The sequence below is a fragment of the Citrobacter freundii ATCC 8090 = MTCC 1658 = NBRC 12681 genome, assembly GCF_011064845.1.
GTDB classification, from domain to species: Bacteria; Pseudomonadota; Gammaproteobacteria; order Enterobacterales; family Enterobacteriaceae; genus Citrobacter; species Citrobacter freundii.
In genome coordinates this window covers 3,309,676-3,326,073 of record NZ_CP049015.1, presented here as the reverse complement: position 1 = coordinate 3,326,073, position 16,398 = coordinate 3,309,676, and the positions used below count along the sequence as shown (strand labels likewise).

Sequence of the window (16,398 nt, the reverse complement as noted above, 5' to 3'; positions counted from 1 at the left end):
TTGCACTCGTTTTTTCTCCAGCCTACTGGAAGAGCGGGATGGTTTGATGCACTTCACAATTTTAACCACCTTAACCCACCACACTGATTCCAGTATCTCAGACTGGAGTCCAGTATGTTGGAATCAAGTAAAGTTCCCGCTCTCACCAGGGCGATTGAAATACTCAATCTCATTGCGCGTATCGGCCCATGCAGTGCCGCCACCATCATAGAAACGCTGGGTATTCCAAAAAGTACCGCGTATCTGTTACTGAACGAACTGAAACGTCAACGCTTCATCAGCATTGATCATCAGGAGAATTACTGCCTGTGGACCAAGCTGGTTGAACTGTCGGGACATGCCCTGAGCAAGATGGATTTACGTGAACTGGCCCGTCCACGGTTGACACAACTGATGGATGAGACCGGACTGCTTTGCCATCTGGGGATCATCGACCACGAAAGCGCGTATTACATCCTGAAAGTAGAGTCATCATCGACTATCAGCGTGCGCTCCCACGAAGGGAAAAGTCTTTCGCTCTATCGCTCGGGTATCGGCAAATGTCTGCTGGCCTGGCAACCTGCCGCCGTACGTAAAGCCATTATTGAACAACTGATATGGGAACAGGCAACGCCGACCACTATCACCAAACCACAGCAGTTGAAGGACGAGCTTGAGCGTATTCGTCAGCGTGGATGGAGCTTTGATAATGGCGAAGATTATCCCGATGTTCGCTGCGTCGCAGCGCCAGTTTTTAACGCTAGCAATGAGCTGACCGCCGCGATTTCAGTGGTTGGCACGTGTCTGCAAATTAACGAAGAGAACCGTGATTATCTGGCTGGTAAAGCGATTTCCTGCGCCAAAGATATTTCACGCCTGCTGGGATGGAAAAGTCCCTTCGACTCACTTGCTTCATAAAAAGGAGAACATCATGACCCTACCTAAAATTAAACACGTCCGCGCCTGGTTTACCGGTGGTGCCACGGCGGAAAAAGGCGCTGGCGGTGGTGACTATCACGATCAGAGCGCTAACCATTGGATTGACGATCATATCGCCACGCCAATGAGTAAATACCATGAATACGAGCAATCGCGTCAGTCTTTTGGTATCAACGTGTTAGGAACGCTGATTGTTGAGGTAGAAGCTGAGAACGGGCAGACCGGTTTTGCCGTGTCGACGGCAGGGGAGATGGGTTGCTTTATTGTAGAAAAGCATCTCAATCGTTTTATTGAAGGGAAATGCGTTAGCGATATCAAACTCATTCATGACCAGATGCTCGGCGCAACAATGTATTACTCCGGTTCTGGCGGTCTGGTGATGAACACCATCTCGTGCGTAGATCTGGCACTGTGGGATCTGTTCGGCAAAGTGGTGGGTTTACCGGTCTACAAGCTGTTGGGTGGCGCGGTACGAGACGAAATTCAATTCTACGCGACGGGCGCGCGTCCGGATCTGGCAAAGGAGATGGGCTTTATTGGCGGCAAAATGCCAACTCACTGGGGGCCGCAAGATGGGGATGCCGGGATCCGCAAAGATGCAGCAATGGTCGCTGATATGCGCGAAAAATGTGGCCCTGATTTTTGGCTGATGCTCGACTGTTGGATGAGTCAGGATGTGAACTATGCCACCAAACTGGCTCATGCCTGCGCGCCGTATAATCTGAAGTGGATCGAAGAGTGTCTGCCACCGCAGCAGTATGAAGGCTATCGCGAACTGAAACGCAACGCCCCTGCAGGGATGATGGTCACCAGCGGTGAACACCATGGAACGCTACAATCTTTCCGCACCCTATCTGAAACCGGCATCGACATAATGCAGCCGGATGTAGGCTGGTGCGGTGGGTTAACCACGTTAGTAGAAATTGCCGCTATTGCGAAATCACGCGGACAGCTGGTGGTGCCGCATGGCTCATCGGTCTACTCGCATCATGCGGTGATTACGTTCACCAACACCCCATTCAGTGAGTTTTTGATGACCAGCCCGGATTGCTCAACGATGCGCCCACAGTTTGATCCGATCCTTCTGGACGAACCCGTACCCGTCAATGGCCGCATTCATAAGTCGGTGCTCGACAAACCGGGATTTGGCGTCGAACTTAACCGCGACTGCAATCTGAAGCGCCCTTATAGCCACTAATGACCTGTGCGTTGCCATTGCCACGGCAACGCCCTCATTTCTTTGAGGATCTTGCGATGAGTACCACGTTACTTGACGGTGTGGTGAAGAAAAACCGCGCCCGTTTGATTCCCTTTATGCTGGCGCTGTATGTGCTGGCGTTTCTTGACCGCTCGAACATCGGTTTTGCCAAAGAGACCTATCAGATTGATACCGGCCTGAGCAATGAGGCTTATGCGTTGGGGGCGGGGATTTTCTTTGTGGTTTACGCCTTTCTGGGCGTTCCTGCCAACCTGTTGATGCGTAAATTTGGCGCCAGAACCTGGATTGGCACCACCACGTTACTGTGGGGATTTCTCTCCGCGGCGATGGCATGGGCGGACACAGAAGCAAAGTTTCTGGTCATCCGTACTCTGCTGGGTGCGGCAGAAGCAGGCTTCTTCCCCGGTATGATATACCTGACGTCGCAGTGGTTCCCCCAGCGTAATCGCGCCAGCATCATGGGGCTATTCTACATGGGTGCGCCGCTGGCATTAACCCTGGGATCGCCGCTTTCAGGTGCACTGTTGGAGATGCACGGTTTTATGGGACATCCGGGGTGGTTCTGGATGTTCGTTATCGAAGGTTTACTGGCTGTAGGTGCAGGCGTTTTTACCTTCTTCTGGCTTGACGACACGCCACAGCAAGCGCGTTTCCTTAGCGCCGAGGAAAAGGCTGCACTCATTAGCCAACTGGCGAGTGAAGAGGAGAAAAAGGTCACTTCGCGCCTGTCGGACGCGTTGCGTAATGGCCGCGTCTGGCAACTGGCGATCATCTATCTGACGATTCAGGTCGCGGTGTATGGCTTGATCTTCTTCCTGCCCACTCAGGTTGCCGCATTGCTGGGAACAAAGGTCGGCTTTACGGCTTCAGTCGTGACGGCGATACCGTGGGTAGCGGCGTTGTTTGGCACCTGGCTTATTCCGCGTTATTCCGATCGCACTGGCGATCGACGTAACGTTGCTGCGCTGACACTGCTGGCGGCCGGGATTGGCATTGGCTTGTCCGGGCTGGTTTCACCGGTACTGGCGATCGTGGCGCTTTGCGTCGCTGCGGTTGGTTTCATCGCCGTACAGCCGGTGTTCTGGACGATGCCAACGCAGCTTCTTTCCGGGACAGCTCTGGCGGCGGGGATCGGCTTCGTCAACCTGTTTGGTGCCGTAGGCGGCTTTATTGCCCCCATTCTGCGCGTCAAAGCTGAAACGTTGTTTGCCAGCGATGCGGCAGGTCTGCTGGTCCTGGCGGGCGTCGCGATGATTGGCTCGCTTATCATCTTTACGCTGAGTGTGAACCGTTCGGTTTCACAAGCAGGTACTGTGCATCATTAATTGTAAGGATCGTTATGAACGCATTGTTATCAAACCCCTTCAAAGAAGGATTGCGGAAAGGGGAAGTCCAGGTTGGCCTGTGGCTCAGTTCGACCACCTCCTACATGGCGGAGATTGCCGCGACGTCGGGCTACGACTGGCTGTTGATTGATGGTGAACATGCGCCGAATACGGTGCAGGATCTCTACCACCAGCTCCAGGCGATTGCGCCTTATGCCAGTCAGCCGGTAGTCCGTCCCGTTGAGGGCAGTAAAGCGTTGATCAAGCAGGTGTTGGATATTGGTGCGCAGACGTTGCTGATTCCTATGGTCGACAGTGCGGAGCAGGCGCGTCAGGTGGTTTCTGCGACTCGTTATCCACCACTCGGGGAGCGTGGCGTTGGTGCCAGCGTGGCGCGGGCGGCGCGCTGGGGACGTATCGACAATTATATGGAACGGGTCAATGAATCACTGTGCCTGCTTGTGCAGGTCGAGAGTAAAGCCGCACTGGATAATCTGGATGCGATTCTGGACGTTGAAGGTATTGACGGTGTCTTTATCGGCCCGGCGGATCTTTCTGCATCACTGGGCTATCCGGATAACGCCGGACACCCGGAAGTACAACAGATCATCGAACAAAGCATTCGCCGTATCCGCGCAGCCGGAAAAGCCGCCGGTTTCCTCGCAGTCGATCCGGCAATGGCGCAAAAATGTTTGCAGTGGGGCGCGAATTTTGTCGCTGTAGGCGTCGATACCATGCTTTATACCGAAGCGCTGGATCGCCGGTTGGCAATGTTTAAGCCGGAGAAATCAGCACAAACGTTAAAAAGCAGTTACTAATATCAGGCCCGATGGTATAAGGCTATCGGGCCTGAGATCTGTGCTAATGGTTGCTAGCCGCCCCGTCGTCAGCAGAAAAACCGGTAATGCCCAGTACGATTTCACGATCAATACCATGTTCCAGCATCATGCGAGCAATCCGTGTTGCTTCTTCTTGCGTACCTTTTTGTACTCCTTGTTCTAATCCTTGTTCTAATCCTTGTTGTAACCCTTGTTGCAGCCCATCGTGGTGACCTTCTTGTCTGAGCCTCTCTGCGATTGTCATCAGCCTCTCCTTGTTATGAGGGGAACGTTCGGCAACTTTATGGATAAATTCGTTGACGTGAGAAACGTCGCCGTACCGTAGCAGGTAATTTAATAGCGTTTGTAGCTGGCTGTCATTAGCGGTGCTTGTAACTAATAACGAGACCAGTCGGTCCACTAATCCCATCAAATCACGATCGCGGATATGTTTTTGCATCAACTCAAGCAGCGCAACACGCCGATGTTGCACGATTTCATCGTCAGGTGTCACGGTAATATCGACCAGCGGAAAGGCTTCTGAATAAAGCTGTCGTGCCAGCTGTGGATTGTCAAATTCATCCAGCCAGTTGAGTGACCAGGGATAGGGGCTTTGTTGACCGTGATAAAACAACATTGGGATCACCAGCGGCAGCGTTTTATTCCCGGCATCAAGATGATGCTGCATCGCAGCGGTGGCATAGCGCATCAGGCGGAATGCCATGTGCTGCACGGCTGTACTCTGATGTTCGATGACACAATAGATATAGCCGTCACCTTCGTGGGTTTTTAGCGACCACAATACGTCGGAGTAGTACGCGCGGAGATCCTGTTCGATAAAACTGGTGGACTCCAGCTTCAGCGTTTGCAAATTGCATATCTCACGTAATGTCGCGGGGAGGTGAATCTCCATAAAATCCCGGGCCATCTCAGGATAAGAAATGATCTTTTTAAAAACCGCATCATGCGGTGTGGATGTAGTGGATTTAGCCATGGTAGTCCGTCACCAGAAAGAGAAGATGGCGTGACGGTATCCACTTTTAACAAGCGCAGCATATGAGAAATTGATTTTTTGCGTGGGTGAATCAGAGATAAATACGCCCGACTGCAACGTATTCAAATAAGCGGAACTGGATGCGCAAAAATGCCCGGTAGCAAACACCACCGGGCAACTGAGTTACCCCAACGCTTTGGCAAGCAGGGTGATGGGATGTTCGCAACGCTTACTGGTAGACATCTCAATCTGCCATTTACAGGTTTCGCAGTCGGTGACGACGATATCAGCGCCGCTTTCTTCAATTTGGCGGAATAACGGTGCGCCAATAGACTGTGAAGTCGGATAGTTTTCCTTTTTAAAGCCGTAAGTCCCGGCAATCCCACAACACTGAGAATCCAGCACCGTCAGCTCCAGCCCCGGAATTTGTCGCAGTAGCTCCAGCGTGTAGAGCGTCCAGCCCATTTTCTCCATATGGCATGGCGTGTGATAGACCACCTTCAGCGGCAGCGTTTTCAGCGGCAGCGTTTTACCTTCATCCAGCTTGCGCCACAGCCAGCGGGTTGCCAGTTCAATGTGTTCTCGCAGGCCTGAGTTGTCGACATCCAGCACTTCTGGATATTCATCACGTAGCGCAAAGGTACAGGTTGATGAGGTGGCGATCACCGGAATGCCTTTGCCATCAATCGCTTCCCGGAGTGAGGCCACGTTGCTGACCGCCTGCTTACGCGCTTTATCTGTAAATCCGTTAGCAATCAGCGGCACGCCACAGCATTTCTCTTTACTCAGCAGTTGCACGCCGGTTCCCATCGCATTCAACACCTTGATCAGGTCTTTGCCAAGCTGGGGATGGTTGTAATTCACAAAACAGCCGTGGAAAAAGGCGACCTGATCCTGATACTGCGCCTGCTGTGCGGCAATGCTGCGATACCAGCGGCGGAAGGTACCAAAGGAGTACTTCGGCAGCGTACGGCGATGATCGATTTTTAGCGCGTAATCCAGCAACTGACGTACCGGTTTTAGTGAGGTGGCGGTATTCACTATTGGGGCGAAGGGGGTGGAAACGCTACCCATTAAATCGGTATGGCTTAAGACGAAGTTACGCAGCGATGGGCGCGTCGTGTCGTATTTGGCGCGCGCGCGCTGGATGATATCGCCGATTTTCACGTCTGACGGACAGGCCACTTCGCAGCGTTTACAGTTGATGCAGTATTTCAGCGCATCGTCATATAGCGCGCCATCTTTCAGGCGCAGACGTTCACCGTCCGGGCCGGCCTGCTTAGGGCCCGGGTAGCTAGGGTTGACGCGGCTTACCGGGCAGGCGGTGGTGCACACCGTACATTTGATACAACTTTCAAAACGTGTGTCGCTCATTGCTGTCCTCCTGCACGTTTCGCAATATGATGTGCGGCATGTAAGGCGCTGACTGCGCACACGCCGCCTCCGCAACCCTGGGCGATAGGGTCGAATCCGCCGAGGACAGAACCGATGGCGTACATGTTCTCTATCGTTTTTCCCGCCAGTGATGGGCGCAATGTGGCATCGGTTGTGACGCCAAACAGTTGCCACGGTTGTGGGTCGAAAACGTCACGCTGATACCACTCGGCGCGGGTAGCTGTTTGCTGTACATCCAGTCCCAGGATTGGTTCGTGGATTGCCTCACGCGTGGCGACCAGCCCGCTGCTGAAAAAACTGCCGCTGGCGAGCACGGCGAAACGTGGCCGCAACGGGATATCGGCATGATTTCGGGTCCAGATTTCGCTGACCACGCCATCCTGACAGGTGATTTTCTTCACTTCATCACCCGGCATCCACACACCGCCCTGGCGCACAAACTGGCGCTGCAATTTGTTGTGTAAACGCATGCCCAGTACCGAAGGAGGTAGGGTCGGTAACAGTGTCAGCGAGCAGGGGAGGCGCTCGTTAAGCCACTGCCAGAGCCGCTCATCTGCCAGACCAAAGCAGGCCGGCATGATTATCATGTCGCAGGTTTTTGCCATTGGCAGCAATGCGTCATAGAGCAGCGACCATTTATCTTCGTTATCCAGCAGGCGCGCAATATTAACGGCGCGAAACTCGGTTGGGTTATCACGCAGGACATCCAGTTCCGGCAGTTCGATTTCTGCCGTCTCGACGCTGAGATTACGTTGGCGTAATGACGCCGCGGCGAGATGCGCCTGAAAATCCAGTAACCCGCTAATCCCTACAACGCATATACGCTGCGCGGACAGCGGCCAGACCGGCACTTCCGGGGAACTTAACCAGGTTGAGCGCAGGGTGCCCAGCGGGGTAACACGTTGATGTGCCTGATGCACGTTGCCTTGCAAATGCGTTCCGCATTCTTCCAGTAAATTTTGCGCCTGCTGGGCCAGTTCCAGAACGTTCTGCGTTCCGATGGTGCTATACGGATGTGCGGGTGCCTGAGTGTGCAGTGCATTCAAACCCGCTTCTATATCCGTCACCGGTTGACCATCGGGTAAGCTGCTGAGCAAATCCAGTGAGCCGGAGGAAAAATGCAGGGCGCTTTGGCCGCGGGTAACAATCGTGCAGCGCAGTCCGCTTTTTTGCAGTTGCAGGCCACATAGCAGTCCAGCGAGGCCGCCGCCGATAATGACGGTATCAAATTTCATCCTGGTGCTCCTTCTCCAGACCACACAACCCTTGATAAACCCAGCGAGTGAATTCGCTTTCGCGCAGTGCATCTCCCCAGGCGATAGGCTGCACACCTTTCCAGCGTTCGTTGAGGAAGTCGGAAAGCTGAGTAATGGATTGTGCTGCGGTAGTGACATTAAAACGTTGCAGCAAACCTGCGGCGCGACAGGCACACAATTCGCCCTGGCAGGTTCCCATTCCGACGCGGGTACGGCGACGTAAATCGAGCAGACTGTTGACGGTTAAATTCTCGACGGCGTATTGCACTTCGCCTGCGGTGACCGCTTCGCATTCACAGACCAGGCTGCGATGTTGACGGCCTTCGCTCAGCCACGCTGGGGTACGATCGCCGTGACGGTAGACCGCCGAACCGCGTAGCGGCGCAGGTAACGAAATAACGCGTTTAAGCGTATGCTCGGTAGATTCCTGTGAGCCAGGCAACGCGGTGTCTGCGGTTGTGCAAGGCTGGGTATTGCCCAGCTTGCGGCAAACGGCATCGGTAGCCCACTCCGCCATCAGGCGGTAGGTCATCAGTTTGCCGCCGGTAATGGTGATAAACCCTTCCAGTCCGTCACGCTGGGCGTGATCGAACAGCACAATCCCACGGCTGACGTTACGCCCGGTGGGATCGTCGTCGCTGGCTACCAGCGGACGCACGCCGGAGTAGGCGCGTAAAATGCGCGTTTTCGCCATAATCGGCGCCAGTTTCTCGCCCTCACGCAGCAGAATGTCAACTTCTTCTGCGGTGACGCGGTTGCTGTCGATATCATCGTAATCAATGTGCTGCGAGGTGGTACCGATCAATGAGATGGTATCGCCTGGCACCAGAATATCGGCGTCAGACGGTTTACGGCAGCGGTTGATGACATGCTGGTTAATCCGATGATCCATAATCAGCAACGAACCTTTGGCCGGGAACATACGGATGCTCAGATCGGCATATTCCGCAATGCGTTGACCCCAGATCCCGGCAGCGTTGACCACAACCGGTGCATGCAGGGACTGCATTTCGCCCGTCAGATGATTGCGCACGTTAACGCCGCAAACCGTTGCCCCTTCACGGAGAAGTCCCGTGACTTCATGCGCCGTTAAGATAACCGCGCCATGCTCACGCGCATCCAGCATGTTGGCGGCGGTTAAGCGGAAAGGATCAACCGTGCCGTCAGGCACTTTTACCGCACCAATCAGCTGTGGATTCACGGAAGGTTCGATAATACGTGCCTGCTGAGGGTCAATCGCTTCTGCGCGAATCCCTGCTTCTTCACAGGCGCGAATAAAGGTCGCCTGAAAGGAGAGCTCATCCTCCGGCAGGGTAATAAACAGACCGTCCGTTGGCTCAACGCAATGGCGGGCGATACGTTTCAGAATTTGGTTTTCGCTGATGCACTCACGGGCAGATTCAGCATCGGTGACGGCGTAGCGTGCACCGCTGTGCAGCAGGCCGTGGTTGCGCCCGGTCGCACCTGTGGCGATATCGTGGCGTTCCACTAAGATGACGCGCAACCCGCGCAGCGCACAATCGCGTGCGATCCCTGCACCTGTTGCTCCTCCACCAATGATAATCACGTCACTTGTTTGCGAGTCGCGAGTTTTCATTGTTTTTCCTCACAGTTCGTTTTTTATCATTTAGCCACATAAAAAACATGGATTGTTTGATTTCGCGCATAATCGCTCATTATTCGAAAATGAAACGTGATTTCGTGCGCCTTTATGAACATTTGTCATAAATCTGTAACAATATGTGCTGCGTTTCACATTTTTGTTATGTATCTTTCCTTAACATCGCGGCCACACTGGGAGCGGTAGGGTAGTAATGACGAACTGCAGTGTTTACTTCGAATGAAAGACGGCCACGGAGGCTACACTATGTTGAGCATTTTTAAACCAGCGTTACACACGGCGCGTTTGCCTGCAGCGGAGATCGACCCGACATATCGTCGATTACGTTGGCAGATTTTTCTGGGGATTTTCTTTGGTTATGCCGCGTACTATCTGGTACGTAAGAACTTTGCCCTTGCGATGCCGTATCTGGTTGAGCAGGGGTTCTCGCGTGGCGATCTGGGTTTTGCGTTGTCCGGTATCTCCATTGCTTACGGATTTTCGAAATTCATCATGGGGTCCGTTTCGGATCGCTCGAATCCGCGCGTTTTCCTGCCAGCGGGTCTGATACTGGCTGCGGCAGTGATGTTGTTTATGGGCTTTGTGCCGTGGGCGACATCGAGCATCGCGGTAATGTTTGTGCTGCTGTTCCTCTGCGGATGGTTCCAGGGGATGGGCTGGCCGCCGTGTGGTCGTACCATGGTGCACTGGTGGTCGCAGAAAGAGCGTGGCGGCATCGTTTCCGTTTGGAACTGTGCGCATAACGTGGGTGGCGGTCTGCCTCCTCTGTTATTCCTGCTGGGTATGGCCTGGTTCAATGACTGGAAAGCGGCGCTGTACATGCCTGCTTTCGGTGCGATCGTCGTCGCGCTGTTTGCTTTTGCTCTGATGCGTGACACTCCGCAGTCCTGTGGTCTGCCGCCAATCGAAGAGTACAAGAACGATTATCCGGACGATTACAACGAGAAAGCGGAAGAAGAGCTGACTGCGAAGCAGATCTTCATGCAGTACGTACTGCCGAACAAACTGTTGTGGTACATCGCTATCGCCAACGTGTTTGTTTATCTGCTGCGCTACGGCATCCTGGACTGGTCGCCGACTTACCTGAAAGAAGTGAAGCATTTTGCACTGGATAAATCATCCTGGGCCTACTTCCTGTATGAATATGCGGGTATTCCGGGCACGCTGCTGTGTGGCTGGATGTCGGATAAAGTCTTCCGTGGAAACCGTGGCGCGACCGGCGTATTCTTTATGACGCTGGTGACGATTGCGACCATCGTTTACTGGATGAACCCGGCAGGCAACCCGAACGTAGATATGGCTTGTATGATTATCATCGGCTTCCTGATCTACGGCCCGGTCATGTTGATTGGTCTGCATGCGCTGGAACTGGCACCGAAAAAAGCGGCAGGTACGGCGGCTGGCTTTACTGGTCTGTTCGGTTATCTCGGCGGTTCTGTGGCTGCGAGCGCCATTGTCGGCTACACCGTTGACTTCTTCGGTTGGGACGGCGGCTTTATGGTGATGATTGGCGGTAGTGTGCTGGCGGTTATTCTGCTGGTAGTCGTCATGATTGGCGAAAAACGCCATCACGAAGAGATCCAGCTCAAGCGTAACGGGGGCTAATAGATGAAAACCACATTGAAAAGTCTCAGCGTGGCGCTGATGCTGGCAGGTATGGTTGTGAGCAGCGCGGCGGTTGCCGCAGATAAAGTCGTGATTGCGCACCGTGGCGCCAGCGGTTATCTACCGGAGCATACGTTACCTGCGAAAGCGATGGCCTATGCTCAGGGAGCGGATTACCTGGAACAGGATTTGGTGATGACTAAGGACGACCATCTGGTAGTCCTGCATGACCACTATCTTGACCGCGTCACCGATGTTGCCGAACGTTTCCCGGATCGCGCGCGTAAAGATGGGCGTTACTACGCTATCGACTTTACGCTGGATGAGATCAAGTCGCTGAAGTTTACTGAAGGCTTTGATATCGAAAATGGCAAAAAGGTCCAGACCTACCCGGGGCGTTTCCCGATGGGTAAATCTGATTTCCGTGTGCACACTTTCGAAGAAGAAATTGAGTTCGTTCAGGGATTAAATCATTCAACCGGTAAAAACATCGGCATTTACCCGGAAATGAAAGCGCCGTGGTTCCATCATCAGGAAGGGAAGGACATTGCGGCTAAGACGCTGGAAGTACTGAAAAAGTACGGGTACACCGACAAGAACGACAAGGTCTATCTGCAGTGTTTTGATGTCGCAGAGTTAAAGCGCATTAAGAATGAACTGGAACCGAAGATGGGGATGGATCTCAATCTGGTACAGTTGATTGCATATACAGACTGGAATGAAACTCAGGAGAAAAAGCCAGACGGCAGTTGGGTTAATTACAACTACGACTGGATGTTTAAACCGGGTGCCATGAAGCAGGTTGCGCAGTATGCGGACGGCATTGGGCCGGACTACCACATGCTGATTGATGAGAAGTCGAAGAAGGGCAATATCTCGTTAACTGGCATGGTGCAGGACGCACATCAGAATAAGATGGTGGTGCATCCTTATACCGTTCGCGCCGATCAACTGCCGGATTACACCACTGACGTAAACCAGCTGTATGACATTCTTTATAACAAAGCGGGTGTTGACGGGCTGTTCACCGACTTCCCCGACAAAGCAGTGAAATTCCTGAATAAAGAGTAATGGCATAAGGCCTGTGATGCACCTCCGGTCACAGGCCTTATTGGACGAAACGTGATTAACTGCTAGATAAGGCCGTCTGCTGTTAACGTTTTCCTACATGCCTGCAGGAGAAATAAAGGGCTGCCGTTCATCGGCGGCTCTTTTGCCAGTAACAATTTTTATCCCGCCTTGCGTTACAGCTCTATTTCAATATCGCCTTTTGCCCGGCAACAGCAGGGCAATATTTCACCCGGTTGAATGAAGGCCAGAGGTTCGGCAATCCAGTCAACCTGTCCCGCCACCAGGCGGGTACGACAGGAGCCGCAGTAGCCTTCACGACACTGATATTCGACTTCAACATCGTGCGACTCGAGTGCGGCAAGTAGGGAAGGATGTTCATCCTGGCACAGCAGTTGTGTGCCAGAGATGCGCAAAGTCACTCGGCCCATCAGAGCTGGAAGTTACTCAGGTCGTCGGTATCAACTTCCGAATCGATCTGGCCGACCAGATAAGAGCTGACTTCCACTTCCTGCGGTGCGACCTGGACGTTATCAGACACCAGCCAGGTGTTGATCCACGGGATCGGGTTAGAGCGGGTCTGGAAAGGCAGATCGAGTCCGACAGCCTGCATACGGATGTTGGTGATGTACTCAACGTACTGGCACAGAATGTCTTTGTTCAGGCCAATCATTGAGCCATCACGGAACAGATAGTCCGCCCACTCTTTTTCCTGCAGCGCGGCCTGTACGAACAGGTCGTAGCATTCTTGTTTGCACTCTTCGGCAATTTCCGCCATCTCCGGATCGTCTACACCGCTGCGCAGAAGGTTCAGCATATGCTGAGTACCGGTCAGATGCAGGGCTTCGTCGCGGGCGATCAGACGAATAATTTTCGCGTTGCCTTCCATTAGTTCACGTTCGGCGAATGCGAAGGAGCAGGCGAAGCTGACATAAAAGCGGATCGCTTCCAGCGCGTTGACGCTCATCAGGCACAGATACAGCTTCTTCTTCAGCTCACGCAGGTTTACGACAACCGTTTTGCCATTAACGGTATGCGTACCTTCACCGAGCAAATGCCAGTAGCTGGTCATCTCGATCAATTCGTCGTAGTAGCTGGAAATACCTTCTGCGCGTTTCTGGATTTGCTCATTAGTGACGATATCGTCAAACACCACCGCCGGATCGTTAACGATATTGCGAATAATATGGGTGTAGGAGCGGGAATGGATTGTTTCAGAAAACGCCCACGTTTCCACCCAGGTTTCCAGTTCAGGGATCGAGATTAACGGCAGCAGCGCGACGTTTGGACTACGTCCCTGAATGGAGTCCAGCAGCGTCTGATACTTCAGGTTGCTGATGAAGATATGTTTTTCATGTTCCGGCAATGCCTGGAAATCGATACGATCGCGAGAAACATCGACCTCTTCCGGACGCCAGAAGAAAGAGAGCTGCTTTTCGATCAGTTTTTCAAAGATGTCATATTTTTGCTGATCGTAGCGGGCGACGTTCACCGGCTGGCCGAAGAACATCGGTTCCAGAAGCTGATCATTTTTCGTCTGTGAAAAAGTGGTGTATGCCATTGATGAGAATCCTGTCTGGAATGTACTGCCGGATGCGCTTTGCTTATCCGGCCTACAATACCGCGAATTAATTTGTAGGCCGGGTAAGCGCTACGCCACCCGGCAAAAGATTAAATCTTACATGCGCCGCTTTCGCAGCCATCGTCCTGAATGGACGGTACCAGATCGTCCTGAGAGTCTTCCGCACCGTCACGGGTGTTCTGATAATACAGCGTTTTGACACCAAATTTGTAGGCGGTGAGCAGGTCTTTCAGCAACTGCTGCATCGGTACTTTTCCGGACGGGAAGCGCGACGGATCGTAGTTGGTGTTGGCAGAAATCGACTGATCGATAAATTTCTGCATGATACCTACCAGCTGCAGGTAGCCGTCGTTGTTCGGCATTTCCCACAGCAGTTCATATGCGTCGTGCAGGTGTTCGTAGTCCGGCACGACCTGACGCAGAATTCCATCTTTCGATGCTTTGATGCTCACGTAACCGCGTGGTGGTTCAATACCGTTGGTGGCGTTGGAGATCTGCGAAGAGGTCTCGGACGGCATCAGAGCGGAGAGCGTGGAGTTACGCAGACCGTGAGTTTTAATTGATTCGCGCAGGCTTTCCCAGTTGTAATGCAGGGATTCGCTGACGATAGCATCCAGGTCTTTTTTATAGGTATCGATCGGCAGAATGCCTTTCGCATAGGTGGTTTCGTTAAACCACGGGCATGCGCCTTGCTCTTTCGCCAGCTCGTTAGACGCTTTCAGCAGGTAATACTGAATCGCTTCAAAGGTTTTGTGAGTCAGGTTATTGGCGCTGCCGTCAGAGTAGCGTTTACCGTTTTTCGCCAGCCAGTAGGCATAGTTGATAACGCCAATACCCAGCGTACGACGCCCCATCGCACCGCGTTTGGCGGCCGGAATCGGATAATCCTGGTAATCGAGCAGCGCATCCAACGCACGTACCGCCAGTACGGCCAGCTCTTCCAGTTCGTCCAGACTTTCGATAGCGCCCAGGTTAAATGCGGACAGCGTACACAGCGCAATTTCGCCGTTTTCATCGTTAACGTCGGTCAGCGGTTTGGTCGGCAGGGCGATTTCCAGGCACAGGTTGGACTGGCGTACCGGCGCGACAACCGGATCAAACGGGCTATGGGTGTTGCAGTGGTCAACGTTCTGAATATAGATACGACCAGTAGAGGCACGTTCCTGCATCATCAGTGAGAACAGCTCAACCGCTTTCACGCGCTGTTTGCGGATGCTGTCGTCGTTTTCATATTGGGTGTACAGACGTTCGAACTCATCCTGATCGGCGAAGAACGCGTCATACAGACCCGGGACGTCGGACGGGCTAAACAGGGTGATGTCGCCGCCTTTCAGCAAACGGGTGTACATCAGTTTGTTGATCTGTACGCCGTAGTCCATGTGACGAACGCGGTTGCCTTCGACGCCACGGTTGTTTTTCAGGACCAGCAAGCTTTCAACTTCCAGGTGCCACATTGGGTAGAACAGCGTGGCTGCACCGCCGCGTACGCCACCCTGAGAGCAGGATTTAACCGCAGTCTGGAAATGCTTGTAGAACGGAATACAACCGGTGTGGAACGCTTCACCGCCGCGAATCGGGCTACCCAGCGCACGGATGCGACCGGCGTTAATGCCGATACCGGCACGCTGAGAAACGTATTTTACAATCGCGCTGGAGGTTGCGTTGATGGAGTCAAGGCTGTCGCCGCACTCGATCAGAACGCAGGAGCTGAACTGACGCGTTGGGGTACGCACGCCGGACATAATCGGCGTCGGCAGCGAGATTTTGAACGTAGAAACGGCGTCGTAGAAACGTTTTACATATTGCAGACGTGTTTCACGCGGATAGTTAGAAAACAGGCAGGCTGCTACCAGAATGTAGAGGAACTGTGCGCTTTCATAGATCTCACCGGTAACACGGTTTTGCACTAGATATTTGCCTTCTAACTGCTTCACCGCAGCGTAGGAGAAGGTCATATCACGATCGTGTACGATGAACGAGTCCATCTGCTTGAACTCTTCTTCCGTGTAGTCTTCCAGCAGATGATTGTCGTATTTGCCCATTTCAACCATTTTCACGACATGGTCAAAAAGTTTTGGTGGTTCAAACTCGCCGTAGGCTTTTTTGCGCAGATGGAAAATCGCCAGACGGGCGGCCAGATACTGATAATCCGGCGCTTCGCGGGAGATCAGGTCGGCGGCAGCTTTGATGATTGTTTCATGGATATCGGAGGTCTTGATACCGTCATAAAACTGAATGTGGGAGCGCAGCTCGACCTGAGAGATCGATACGTTATTCAGTCCTTCTGCCGCCCAATCCAGAACTCGGTGGATTTTGTCGAGATTGATGCGCTCTGTACTACCATCACGCTTTGTCACCAGCAGACTCTGATTCATGTGGTTTTTTACCTGTCCGTGAAAGAAAAAATATCCCCCATATTATCCACAGAGTCATGTTGTGACTAAGTCTGTGGATAAATACTATATGTAGGGGTTGTTTGATAAAATAGACGCTATATGGTGAGTATTCTAGTAGGGATTCTTTTCAGCACAAGAGTTGATTTTGAGGTTAAATTGAGGTTGCAAAAGGGTGAGAATCGCTAAGTGCGCGTCTTATAA

At 52.8% G+C, this 16,398-nt stretch carries 13 protein-coding genes and 1 pseudogene; 6 read left to right on the top strand and 8 right to left on the bottom strand.

Annotated elements, in window-relative coordinates; genetic code table 11:
• Positions 1-114: 114 nt before the first annotated feature.
• From G4551_RS16125 to yfaU, 4 genes are read left to right on the top strand one after another with little or no spacing between them, the layout of a single operon-like run.
• Complete coding sequence (locus G4551_RS16125) at positions 115-897, top strand: IclR family transcriptional regulator (protein WP_003839394.1); 783 nt, start codon at positions 115-117, stop codon at positions 895-897.
• Between the two features lie 13 nt (positions 898-910).
• Positions 911-2,116: an L-rhamnonate dehydratase gene (rhmD, locus tag G4551_RS16120; RefSeq protein ID WP_003839396.1), complete on the top strand. Its 1,206-nt coding sequence runs from the start codon at positions 911-913 to the stop codon at positions 2,114-2,116.
• A gap of 56 nt (positions 2,117-2,172) precedes the next feature.
• Positions 2,173-3,462: an MFS transporter gene (locus G4551_RS16115; protein ID WP_003839398.1), complete on the top strand. Its 1,290-nt coding sequence runs from the start codon at positions 2,173-2,175 to the stop codon at positions 3,460-3,462.
• A gap of 14 nt (positions 3,463-3,476) precedes the next feature.
• Positions 3,477-4,280: a 2-keto-3-deoxy-L-rhamnonate aldolase gene (gene yfaU / locus G4551_RS16110; protein ID WP_003839400.1), complete on the top strand. Its 804-nt coding sequence runs from the start codon at positions 3,477-3,479 to the stop codon at positions 4,278-4,280.
• Positions 4,281-4,323: 43 nt separating this feature from the next.
• On the opposite strand, the gene G4551_RS16105 is transcribed toward yfaU, so the two are convergent.
• The 4 genes from G4551_RS16105 to glpA form a co-directional block, all read right to left on the bottom strand.
• Positions 4,324-5,274 carry an Rpn family recombination-promoting nuclease/putative transposase gene (locus G4551_RS16105; RefSeq protein ID WP_003839402.1) on the bottom strand — a complete coding sequence of 317 codons (951 nt, stop codon included), beginning with the start codon at positions 5,272-5,274 and terminating at the stop codon, positions 4,324-4,326.
• A 183-nt stretch (positions 5,275-5,457) separates the two neighbouring features.
• A complete protein-coding gene (gene glpC, locus G4551_RS16100; protein ID WP_003027620.1) occupies positions 5,458-6,648 on the bottom strand; it encodes an anaerobic glycerol-3-phosphate dehydrogenase subunit GlpC in 1,191 nt (396 codons plus the stop codon).
• Positions 6,645-7,904 (bottom strand): glycerol-3-phosphate dehydrogenase subunit GlpB, encoded by a 1,260-nt coding sequence (glpB, locus tag G4551_RS16095; RefSeq protein WP_003839405.1) that lies wholly within the window; start codon positions 7,902-7,904, stop codon positions 6,645-6,647. Before glpB ends, glpC begins: the two co-directional genes overlap by 4 nt.
• Positions 7,894-9,522 (bottom strand): anaerobic glycerol-3-phosphate dehydrogenase subunit A, encoded by a 1,629-nt coding sequence (glpA, locus tag G4551_RS16090; protein ID WP_003839406.1) that lies wholly within the window; start codon positions 9,520-9,522, stop codon positions 7,894-7,896. The genes glpB and glpA overlap by 11 nt, the downstream gene beginning before the upstream one ends.
• Before the next feature lie 270 nt (positions 9,523-9,792).
• Between glpA and glpT the strand changes: the two genes are divergently transcribed.
• Positions 9,793-11,151, top strand: coding sequence for a glycerol-3-phosphate transporter (glpT, locus tag G4551_RS16085; protein ID WP_003839408.1), 1,359 nt, complete (start codon positions 9,793-9,795; stop codon positions 11,149-11,151).
• A gap of 3 nt (positions 11,152-11,154) precedes the next feature.
• Positions 11,155-12,222 (top strand): glycerophosphodiester phosphodiesterase, encoded by a 1,068-nt coding sequence (gene glpQ, locus G4551_RS16080; protein WP_003839410.1) that lies wholly within the window; start codon positions 11,155-11,157, stop codon positions 12,220-12,222.
• Positions 12,223-12,284: 62 nt separating this feature from the next.
• On the opposite strand, the pseudogene G4551_RS23885 reads toward glpQ, so the two are convergent.
• The 4 genes and pseudogenes from G4551_RS23885 to nrdA all read right to left on the bottom strand — a co-directional run.
• A pseudogene (locus tag G4551_RS23885) lies at positions 12,285-12,374 on the bottom strand (hypothetical protein); the annotation flags it as partial.
• A gap of 21 nt (positions 12,375-12,395) precedes the next feature.
• The gene (yfaE, locus tag G4551_RS16075; RefSeq protein ID WP_003027609.1) at positions 12,396-12,650 is read right to left on the bottom strand and encodes a ferredoxin-like diferric-tyrosyl radical cofactor maintenance protein YfaE; all 255 of its coding nucleotides are present in this window, start codon (positions 12,648-12,650) and stop codon (positions 12,396-12,398) included.
• Complete coding sequence (gene nrdB / locus G4551_RS16070) at positions 12,650-13,780, bottom strand: class Ia ribonucleoside-diphosphate reductase subunit beta (RefSeq protein ID WP_003027605.1); 1,131 nt, start codon at positions 13,778-13,780, stop codon at positions 12,650-12,652. Before nrdB ends, yfaE begins: the two co-directional genes overlap by 1 nt.
• A gap of 110 nt (positions 13,781-13,890) precedes the next feature.
• Positions 13,891-16,176, bottom strand: coding sequence for a class 1a ribonucleoside-diphosphate reductase subunit alpha (nrdA, locus tag G4551_RS16065; RefSeq protein ID WP_003027604.1), 2,286 nt, complete (start codon positions 16,174-16,176; stop codon positions 13,891-13,893).
• Positions 16,177-16,398 lie beyond the last annotated feature (222 nt).